We start from the raw sequence: 9,201 nt of genomic DNA on the forward strand, positions 1-9,201 counted from the left end.
AGTGGCTGCACACCTACAATCACCACCGAGGACACACCGCTCTGAAAGGCCAACCACCCGCCAGCCGCGTCCCCAACCTCACAGGGCAGTACACCTAGCTCTCCATCTGCCTCGGCCGCCGCTGCGACCACCACAGCCCTGCCGCACCGGCGGCCATCAGCGCCGTGCCCGCCGCCCCCAACGGCAGTACGTGACGCTCGAATCCGGTCTTCGGGAGCTCGTCGCCACCCGGGCCGACCGGCTTGTTGTCGGTGCCGAGCAGCAGCGGGGTGGCCGGGGCGTTCGGCGACGGGTTCGTCGTACCGAACGGAACCGGTCCCTGCTGCCAGAACGTCTTCTTTCCGTCGCCGGTCTGCACCGGCAGACAGATCTTCCCGGTCTTGCCGAGATCGAATGTCGCGTCCACGGCGTACGACTTCGACTGTCCGGCCGCGAGATTGTCGACGGGGCAGGCGAATCCACTGTTCGAGCCCTCCGGCAAATCCTTCTCGCCGATCGGGGAGCAGCCTTGAACGTTCTTGACCGAAAGGCCATCGAAACCGACGACCAAAAGCCTGATCTTTCCGCTGTCCTTGGTCCCCTCGTTCTTCACCGTGGCGGTGATGTCGGTTTCTTGCGAGCTGTTGTCCACCGAGATCTTCTCGGGCAGCAGCGTGGTCAGCTTCACGCCGGCCGGCGCCTCGTCAACGGCCTTTCCTCCCTTGCTGCTTCCGGGCCCCTGGTCATCCGCACCGGCGGTTCCGGAAAGGATCATCACGACCGAGAAAGATGCCGTGACCAGCGATCCCGCGATGGTCGTCGCACGACGAGAACTCATGTTCGTCCCCCTTGGCTGCGCCTGAATTCGCAGTACTTGAAGAGGTACCACAAGATTTCTCCGCACTATGCTGGTACGGCGTGAAGTGTGACCATTGTGTTCCAGTCGGGAACGTCCGGAAGGCATTGAGGGGGTGCAGCGGATTGCCGGGGAATACGAGGAGCGGTGGAGTTCCAGGGCTCCTGGTGACGGGGCGCTATCGCCTGGTCGAGAGTATCGGCCAGGGGGGAATGGGGCGGGTGTGGCGAGCCGCCGACGAAATACTTGACCGGCAGGTCGCCGTCAAGGAGATGCGCATAGACGGCCTCGACGCCGAGGACGCCCGCACCCGCCGCGAACGCACCCTGCGCGAGGCCAGGGCGACCGCCCGGATCGACCACCCCAACGTCGTGCGCGTGTACGACGTGGTGGACGAGGGCGAACACCTGTGGATCGTCATGGAGTTGGTCGCCGGACGCTCCCTCGAACGTGTCCTGGCGGAGGAGGGTCCGCTCGGCCCGCGGGAGACGGCGCTGCTCGGACTCGGTCTGGTGCAGGCGCTGCGCCAGGTGCACGACCGGGGTGTCCTGCACCGGGACATCAAACCCGGCAACGTCCTGGTGGAGAACGGCGCTCGGCGGATCGTGCTCACGGACTTCGGCATCGCCGCGATCCAGGACGCCAAGGCGCTCACCATGGTCGGCATGCTGGTCGGCTCGCCGGACTACATGGCCCCGGAGCGCATCTCCGGCCGCCCCCAGGGCCCGCCGTCCGACGTGTGGTCCCTCGGCGCGACCCTGTGCGCGGCCGTCGGCGGCCGCTCCCCGTTCTCCCGCGACACCACGCTGGCGACCCTGCACGCGGTCCTGTACGAGGAGCCCGAACTCCCCGCGACGGCGGGCCCGTTGCGGGACATCCTGGCGGCGCTGCTGGAGAAGGACCCGACGGTCCGCCCGGGCCTGGCGGAGCTGGAGGCGTCCCTGCGCCCGCTCGCGTATCCGGCGCCGCCCACGACAACGACCGTGCCGGTGGGCGGGGGAGAGGCGGGCGCCGTCTTCCAGGAGGAGGCTCCGGAGGCGGAGCCGGCTGGGGGGAGGGCGGTTGAGGGCCGGCCGGTCGACGGAAGGGATGAGGAGCGGGGAGCAGAACCTGAGCCGGCGGCCGAACCGGAAAGGCCGGACATCCAGGACGCGACACCACCCCACTCGTCGGCCCCCGGGGAATCATCCAACACCCGGCAGCTGCGCACGATGCGCGACCCCAGGGCTCCGGCACCGGTGCCGGGCCCCGAGCACACACCGACGCCGGGAGCGACACCCGTACCGACGTCCGGAGCCGCACCCGGACCCGCCTTCGCTCCCCGGCCCGCCAGCGCCTCCACCGAGGCCGCGTCCGGACTGCGCTCGGAGACCCGCTCCGAGACCCCGTCCGGCCACTCCGTGGGCACCGCACCAGACGGAGAAAGCCCGTCGACCGGGTCAGCCGAAGCAGCCGCATCCGCCGCCCCCACCGAGCTCCGCAGGATCGGCGCCGCCCCCACCGTCACCGGCGTCTCGCTCGTCCGCGCCCGGACGGAGACCGAACACCGCCGCCCCGTGCCCGCCCCGGCCCCCCTTCCCTTGCCGTCCGGCGAACCGCCCGGCCCCACCGTCCCGGCGGACCCTCGGCGCGGACGGCGGGCGGGACGCCGTACGGGCCTCGTCGCCGCCGTCGGCGTGATCGCCGCGGGCGTGGTCGTCGCGATCGTCCTCACGTCGGCCGACGGCTCACCGGACGACAACCGGGCGGGGGGCTCCCCGTCGGCCTCCGCCTCGCAGACCGCGTCCACCCCAGGGAGCGACAGCCCTTCGCCGACGGTCGAAGGCACGTCGAGGCCGCAGAGCCTGCCGCCGGGCGCGCACCGGGAGGCGGGCGGGTTCGCGTGGGCGACGCCGGCCGGCTGGCGGCGGGACATCAAGACGGGCGCCGAGGTGCACTACACGTCCCCGGACGGAAAACAGGAACTCGCCGCCAAGTCCTCCCTCGCCCGCGGCGACCTGATGGAGACCTGGCGGACCTCGGAACAGAACGCCCACCAGGGCAGGGACTACCAGAAGATCCGCCTGGAGGAGACGACGTTCCGCGGCAACCCGGCGGTCGTCTGGGAGTACACCTTCACCCTGGAGGGCGTCCCCTGGCACGCCCGGCTGCTGGGCTTCAACGAGGACGGGAAGTCGTACCAGATCAACACCTGGTACCAGCCGGACATCGAGACGCAGGCTCTCAGGACGTACGACAAGGTCAGGGACAGCTTCACGGTGCTGTGAGGGGCACAACGAGAGGCACAACGAGAGGCACAACGAGAGGCACAACGAGAGGTACAACGAGAGGCACAACGAGAGGCACAACGAGAGGTGCTGTGAGACGTGTTGCGAGAGGAGCGTGAGACACGACGGAGGGGCCCGTGCCTTACGGCGCACGGGCCCCTCCGTCGTTCACGGGCTGCGATCAGACCTTCGTGACCGCGCGTTCGCCCTTCATCTTCTCCTTCACGAAGGCGATGGCGATCACGCCCGCCGCGACCAGCAGCGACAACACCACGGTCTGGCGGCCGTCGTGCTCGGTGTCGGTCAGCATGTAGCCGAGGACGAACACGATCAGCGCGGCCGTGGCCCAGGTGAGGTAGGGGTACAGCCACATCTTCACGACGAGCTTCTCCGGCGCCTCGGCCTGGATGATCTTCCGCATGCGCAGCTGCGAGAAGCAGATGACCAGCCAGACGAACAGGGCCACCGCACCGGAGGAGTTGACCAGGAAGAGGAAGATCTTGTCCGGGGAGAGGTAGTTGAAGAAGACGGCGACGAAGCCGAACACGACCGACGCGAGGATCGCCGCCATCGGCACGCCCCGGCCGTTGACCCGTGCGAACGCCTTCGGCGCGTCACCGCGCTGACCCAGCGAGAAGGCCATGCGGGAGGCCGTGTAGAGCCCGGAGTTGAGACAGGACAGCACCGACGTCAGCACGATGAAGTTCATGATCTGGCCGGCGTGCGCGATGCCGAGGGAGTCGAGGGCGGCGACGTAGGAGCCGTCGTCCTGGATGGACTTGGCGTCCCACGGCAGCAGCGTCACGACGACGAAGATCGAGCCGAGGTAGAAGACGCCGATACGCCAGATGATGCTGTTGGTCGACTTCGTCACGGCCCGCTGCGGGTCCTCGGACTCGCCGGCCGCGAGGGTCGCGATCTCGCTGCCCATGAAGGAGAAGACGACGAGCAGCACACCGGTGAGGATGGCGCCGGGCCCGTTGGGCAGGAAGCCGCCGTGGTCGGTGAGGTTGCCGAGCCCGGCCTGGTCGCTGTCGACGCCGGGCAGCACGCCGAAGACGGCGAGCCCGCCGATGACGATGAACGCACCGATCGCCACGACCTTGATCCCGGCGAACCAGAACTCGAACTCGCCGTAGGACCCGACGGAGACCAGGTTGGTGGCGGTGAGCACGACCATCACGATGAGGGCCCACCCCCACTGCGGTACGGCGGGTATCCACCCTTCGAGAATCTTTGCCCCGGCGGTGGCCTCCACCGCGAGGACGACCACCCAGAAGAACCAGTACAGCCAGCCGATGGAGAACCCGGCCCAGGGCCCGAGCGCCCGGTCGGCGTGTGCGGAGAACGAGCCCGAGGTCGGGTTGGCGGCGGACATCTCGCCGAGCATCCGCATCACCAGCACCACGAGCGTGCCGACGAGCGCGTACGACAGGAGGATGCCGGGGCCCGCGGTGGCGATGCCGGAGCTGGATCCGACGAAGAGTCCGGCACCGATGACACCGCCGATGGCGATCATCGAGAGATGGCGGTTCTTGAGTCCTGCCTGGAGGCCGCTTCCGGGCTCGCCGGGGGCTCCGGGGTCTTGACCAGTCTTGGGAAGGGTCGGCTGCGAGGTCATAGGAGGGGGATTCCTTTGCGCCGGGTGAGCTCATCCCGCACGGGGGGAGGTGCGGGTTCCGTACGAGCGGCGTACGGGTTGGTCCAGTGAATCGGAGGCAAAGGGATTGGTGAACCTTTGATTCCGGATCGTTACTTGAGCTTTTCCTGAGGTTCTGTAGTGTTGCCCACAGTTTTCGGGATCGGCCCCCCGGGCTGCTGCCCGGAAACGCCCGTGTCACACTCGTCCCATGCGCGTGTATCTCGGCTCCGACCATGCCGGCCTCGAACTCAAGAACCACCTCGTCGAGTGGCTCAAGGAAGCGGGCCACGACCCGGTCGACTGTGGTCCCCACATCTACGACGCCCAGGACGACTACCCGCCGTTCTGCCTCCGTGCCGCCGAGCGGACGGCCGCGGACCCCGACGCCCTCGGCGTCGTCATCGGCGGTTCCGGCAACGGCGAGCAGATCGCCGCGAACAAGGTGAAGGGCGTGCGGTCGGCCCTCGCCTGGAGCGAGGAGACGGCCTCCCTCGGCCGGCAGCACAACAACGCGAACGTCGTCGCGGTGGGTGCGCGCATGCACACCCAGGAGGAGGCGACCAAGTTCGTCGAGACCTTCCTCAACACGCCGTTCTCCGGTGACGAGCGTCACATCCGCCGCATCGAGATGCTGGCCGACTACGAGACGACGGGCGACCTGCCGCCGATCCCGGCGCATCACCCGCAGCAGTAGGCGCTACGGCACCTTTGTGACCCACCGAGACGGGAGGTGGGTGGGCAGAGGTGAGGGGGGCCAGGGGGCGGAGCCCCCTGGCGGGGTCCGGGGCGGAGCCCCAGGGGCGGCGGAAGGGAAACAGCACCGTGCCGGAAGGGCACACGATTCACCGGCTGGCCCAGGACTACGCCGCGGCCTTCAAGAACACCGCACCGCGGGTGACCAGCCCCCAGGGCAAGTTCACCGACTCCGCCGCCCTCCTCACCGGTACGGAGCTCACCGCCACCGAGGCCCACGGCAAGCACCTCTTCCTCGGTTTCCGTGCCGGTGAGTGGATCCACATCCACCTGGGCCTCTTCGGCAAGGTCACCTTCGGCCGGGCCCCGGTGCCCCCGCCCACGGACACCGTCCGCCTCCGGCTCGCGAACAGCACGTCGTACGTCGATCTCCGCGGCCCGACGACCTGCGCCCTGATCACGGACACCGAGAAGGACGCGGTACACGACCGCCTCGGCCCCGACCCCCTCCGCGCGGACGCCGACCCGAAGGCCGCGTACCGGCGCGTCTCCCGCAGCCGTACGACGATCGCCGCCCTGCTCATGGACCAGAGGGTCGTCGCCGGCGTCGGCAACGTCTACCGCGCCGAGGTCCTCTTCCGGCACCGCGTCGACCCGTACCGCACCGGCAGCAGCATCACCCCCGCCGAGTGGGACGCGATCTGGCAGGACCTCGTCGACCTCATGCGCGAGGGCGTCCGCAACAACCGCATCGACACCGTCCGCCCGGAACACACCCCGGAGGCGATGGGCCGCCCGCCGCGCGTCGACGACCACGGCGGCGAGGTCTACGTCTACCGCAGGGCCGACCTGCCCTGCCACGTCTGTGGCGGCGAGATCCGCACCGCCGATCTCGCCGCCCGCAACCTCTTCTGGTGCCCCACCTGCCAAAGGCCCTGAGGCCGGCCTAGAAGCCGTGCGGCAGCCAGGGCGCCACGGCCGATCCGAACCCCACGGCCGCCTCCGCCAGCGCCCCCTGCCGCAGCTCCCGCACCCGCCCGGCCGCGCCCAGCGACACCAGGCTCACACCCCCAAGATAGGCAGCCCCCAACTCCCGTACCGACAAGGCGAGATCGGCCGCGTCGGTCGTACGGCCGCAGGACGCGCCCTTCGCGTCCCCGGTGAGCCGCCAACGCCCCGCGTTCCAGCCGCAGAAGTCGTCCTCGACGTCGAACACCACGTCCACCGGCGCCTGGTACGTCCGCGCCTCCAGCGCGGCGCCCACATCCACCAGCCGAACGAACAACGAGTCCCGCACCCGCAATCCGCACCGTCGGATGTCGGACACCATGGACAGCCACGGGTCGTCCGACGGCCGTCCCCGCGCGGTCAGCGTCGACGTCAGGTCGATCCCGAACAGGAACCGCCACAGCGCCGCATGCGCCGCCGGATCCAGGGCTTCCGCGTCCTGCACGGCCACGACGCCCTTGGGGCCCGCGGTGTCCCACTCGGGCCTGACCCGGAAGCGCGCATACCCCACGACCTCGCCGGCCCGCTCGGCCACCACGCACTGCAGCGGTGACGCCCCGTCCCGGCCGCTCTCCGGATCGAGCACCACGACCCGCTCCCACCCGGGCAGCCGCGCCGGCATCCCGGGCCGCCCGGGCACCTTGCGCGCGTACACCGCCTCGCACGCGTCGAGGACGTCGGCCGGCGCGGCGTACCGCAGGCGTACGTCATCGGTGCCGGGCGGTACGGACAGCCGTACGCGCGCCGTGTCGACCTCGACGTTCACGCAGTGCGTCGCCGCGCCGTACCCGAACCGGCCGTAGATCTCGGGCTCCGAGGCCGTCAGGACGGCCAGCGGCCAGCCCCATTCCCGTACGTCGTCCAGCTGTCGCCGCATCATGGAGCGCAGCACCCCGCGCCGCCGGTGCGTGGCGGCCACGCTGACCATGGTCACGCCGGCGGCGGGCACCGCGGCGCCGCCCGGCACGGTCAGCCGGAAGCTGAACGCCCCTGCCGTGCCCACACATGCCTCACCGTCCCAGACGCCGACAGAACGGTCGATCTCCGTGAGCGAGCGCCACAGCTCCCGCTCCTCCGGCGACTCCGGGACCCCGCCGAAGGCGCGGATCAAGTTGTCGTACCACTGGTCCCAGTCGCTTTGCTGCAGTACCCGCACGTCAGTCCCCATGAACCATGCCTACCAGGGCATTGCGGGACGGGCCAGGGAATTTCGCCTTGATGACGCCACGATGGCCATCTGTGAAGTTCACTGTGAAGTTGAGCCTCGGACGGGGGACAAGTGGGACCTCCCGTGCCAAGCACCTGGTCCGATGGATAGGGTCCCGAACTAATGGCAGCAGGACGAGAGCGGCGCGCGGAAGCCGAGACGTTCGCGGCCCGGTGCAAGATGCAGTGGCACCGGGTCCGCGTCGGCATGCGCAGAAGTGCCGTCGACTACTTCCGCGGCGACGGCTCGGACTGGGTCGCGCTGGCCGGCCTGCTCATCACCGTTCCCCTGATCGCGGCCACCACACTGGCCAACTCGGTGTGGTGCTCACCGGCCGCCCTGGTCCTGCCGATCGTCGCCGGCGGCCTGCTGCTGCGCCCGGCGAGCCTGCTGAGCCTGTACGCGGCTGCGGCGACCGCGCTGATCGTGGAGTCGGTGCAGTTGGGGCCGTACACGGAGGGCCCGTCCAGGGTGACCCCGGGCGTGGTCCTCGTGGTGGCCGCGTGCGGGTTCTTCGGTCTCCTCATCGCCCAGTTCCGCAGCCGCGTCGGCGTGCCCTGGCGGCGCGGCGGCACCATGCTCTTCGACCTGCGCGAACGCATCCGCGTCCAGAGCAAGCTGCCGCAGCTGCCGCAGGGCTGGCACCGGGAGATGGCGCTGCGCCCGGCGGGCGGCCAGTCGTTCTCCGGTGACTTCGTTGTCGCGGCCCGCACGAACGGCGGCCGCACGATGGAGGTCGTCCTGACGGACGTGTCCGGCAAGGGCATGGACGCGGGTTCGCGCGCACTGCTCCTGTCCGGAGCCTTCGGCGGGCTGCTCGGCTCTCTCCCCCCGCACGCGTTCCTGCCGGCGGCGAACGGTTATCTGCTCCGCCAGGACTGGGACGAGGGCTTCGCGACGTCGATCCACCTCGTCCTGGACCTCGACTCGGGTGACTACGAGCTCTACTCCGCGGGCCACCCGCCGGGCCTGCAGCTCAGCGCGGGCAGCGGCCGCTGGGAGGAGAAGGCCGCCGAGGGCCCGCTGCTGGGTGTGTACGACGGCGCCCAGTTCGACCCCGTGAAGGGCTCGCTGCGCCCGGGTGACGTGTTGATGCTGTTCACAGACGGTCTGGTGGAAACGTCCGACCGTGACATCGTCGAGGGCATCGACCGCCTCACCGGCGAGGCCGACCGCTATGTCGCCGGCGGCTTCCACGGCGCGGCCTGGCACCTGATCGAAGCGGTCGCGAAGGACGTCAACGACGACCGGGCGCTGCTGCTGATCTGCCGCGAGGGTCCGACGGCGGCGTCCGTAACATCCTCCCACTGACCGTTTGCCCACATGTGGGCCCACGTCTGGGTCATGGGTTTGTGCTGCCTCTGTAACTACCGTCGGCTCCCGATTGCATGGGCGATCAGGGAGTTGGTAGAGATGTAATGCACACGATGTGGTGATGAGGAACTGAAGGACCCGACGGGGGAGGCGTGATGAAGTTCGACATGGGCGCGCAGACGCTCTCGAATCTGCAGCGTGATTCGCGGGGGTCGAGTGATGATCTCGGTTCGCT

At 69.7% G+C, this 9,201-nt stretch carries 7 protein-coding genes; 4 read left to right on the forward strand and 3 right to left on the reverse strand.

Annotated elements, in window-relative coordinates:
- Window positions 1–94: 94 nt before the first annotated feature.
- Complete coding sequence (locus tag KUM49_RS36380; RefSeq protein WP_217241241.1) at window positions 95–817, reverse strand: LPXTG cell wall anchor domain-containing protein; 723 nt, start codon at window positions 815–817, stop codon at window positions 95–97.
- Between the two features lie 185 nt (window positions 818–1,002).
- Between KUM49_RS36380 and KUM49_RS36385 the strand changes: the two genes are divergently transcribed.
- Window positions 1,003–3,102 carry a serine/threonine-protein kinase gene (locus KUM49_RS36385; protein WP_217241242.1) on the forward strand — a complete coding sequence of 700 codons (2,100 nt, stop codon included), beginning with the start codon at window positions 1,003–1,005 and terminating at the stop codon, window positions 3,100–3,102.
- Between the two features lie 181 nt (window positions 3,103–3,283).
- On the opposite strand, the gene KUM49_RS36390 is transcribed toward KUM49_RS36385, so the two are convergent.
- A complete protein-coding gene (locus tag KUM49_RS36390) occupies window positions 3,284–4,723 on the reverse strand; it encodes an amino acid permease (RefSeq protein ID WP_217241243.1) in 1,440 nt (479 codons plus the stop codon).
- A gap of 229 nt (window positions 4,724–4,952) precedes the next feature.
- On the opposite strand from KUM49_RS36390, the gene KUM49_RS36395 reads away from it, so the two are divergent.
- Complete coding sequence (locus tag KUM49_RS36395; RefSeq protein WP_217241244.1) at window positions 4,953–5,438, forward strand: ribose-5-phosphate isomerase; 486 nt, start codon at window positions 4,953–4,955, stop codon at window positions 5,436–5,438.
- 128 nt (window positions 5,439–5,566) lie between these two features.
- Window positions 5,567–6,376, forward strand: a complete 810-nt coding sequence (locus tag KUM49_RS36400; RefSeq protein WP_217241245.1) for an Fpg/Nei family DNA glycosylase — start codon at window positions 5,567–5,569, stop codon at window positions 6,374–6,376.
- A 7-nt stretch (window positions 6,377–6,383) separates the two neighbouring features.
- Here the strand turns inward: KUM49_RS36400 and KUM49_RS36405 are convergent, their stop codons facing one another.
- A complete protein-coding gene (locus KUM49_RS36405) occupies window positions 6,384–7,613 on the reverse strand; it encodes a GNAT family N-acetyltransferase (protein ID WP_217241246.1) in 1,230 nt (409 codons plus the stop codon).
- 162 nt (window positions 7,614–7,775) lie between these two features.
- Here KUM49_RS36405 and KUM49_RS36410 point away from each other — a divergent pair, with 162 nt between their 5' ends.
- Window positions 7,776–8,963 carry a PP2C family protein-serine/threonine phosphatase gene (locus tag KUM49_RS36410; protein WP_217241247.1) on the forward strand — a complete coding sequence of 396 codons (1,188 nt, stop codon included), beginning with the start codon at window positions 7,776–7,778 and terminating at the stop codon, window positions 8,961–8,963.
- The last annotated feature ends 238 nt before the right edge of the window (window positions 8,964–9,201 follow it).

The sequence above is a fragment of the Streptomyces sp. AC555_RSS877 genome (assembly GCF_019049245.1).
GTDB lineage: Bacteria > Actinomycetota > Actinomycetes > Streptomycetales > Streptomycetaceae > Streptomyces.

Coding starts and splice junctions, on each gene's coding strand:
- KUM49_RS36380 (WP_217241241.1), bottom strand. CDS start 817: ATGAGTTCTCGTCGTGCGACGACCATCGCGGGATCGCTGGTCACGGCA.
- KUM49_RS36390 (WP_217241243.1), bottom strand. CDS start 4,723: ATGACCTCGCAGCCGACCCTTCCCAAGACTGGTCAAGACCCCGGAGCC.
- KUM49_RS36395 (WP_217241244.1), top strand. CDS start 4,953: ATGCGCGTGTATCTCGGCTCCGACCATGCCGGCCTCGAACTCAAGAAC.
- KUM49_RS36405 (WP_217241246.1), bottom strand. CDS start 7,613: ATGGGGACTGACGTGCGGGTACTGCAGCAAAGCGACTGGGACCAGTGG.
- KUM49_RS36410 (WP_217241247.1), top strand. CDS start 7,776: ATGGCAGCAGGACGAGAGCGGCGCGCGGAAGCCGAGACGTTCGCGGCC.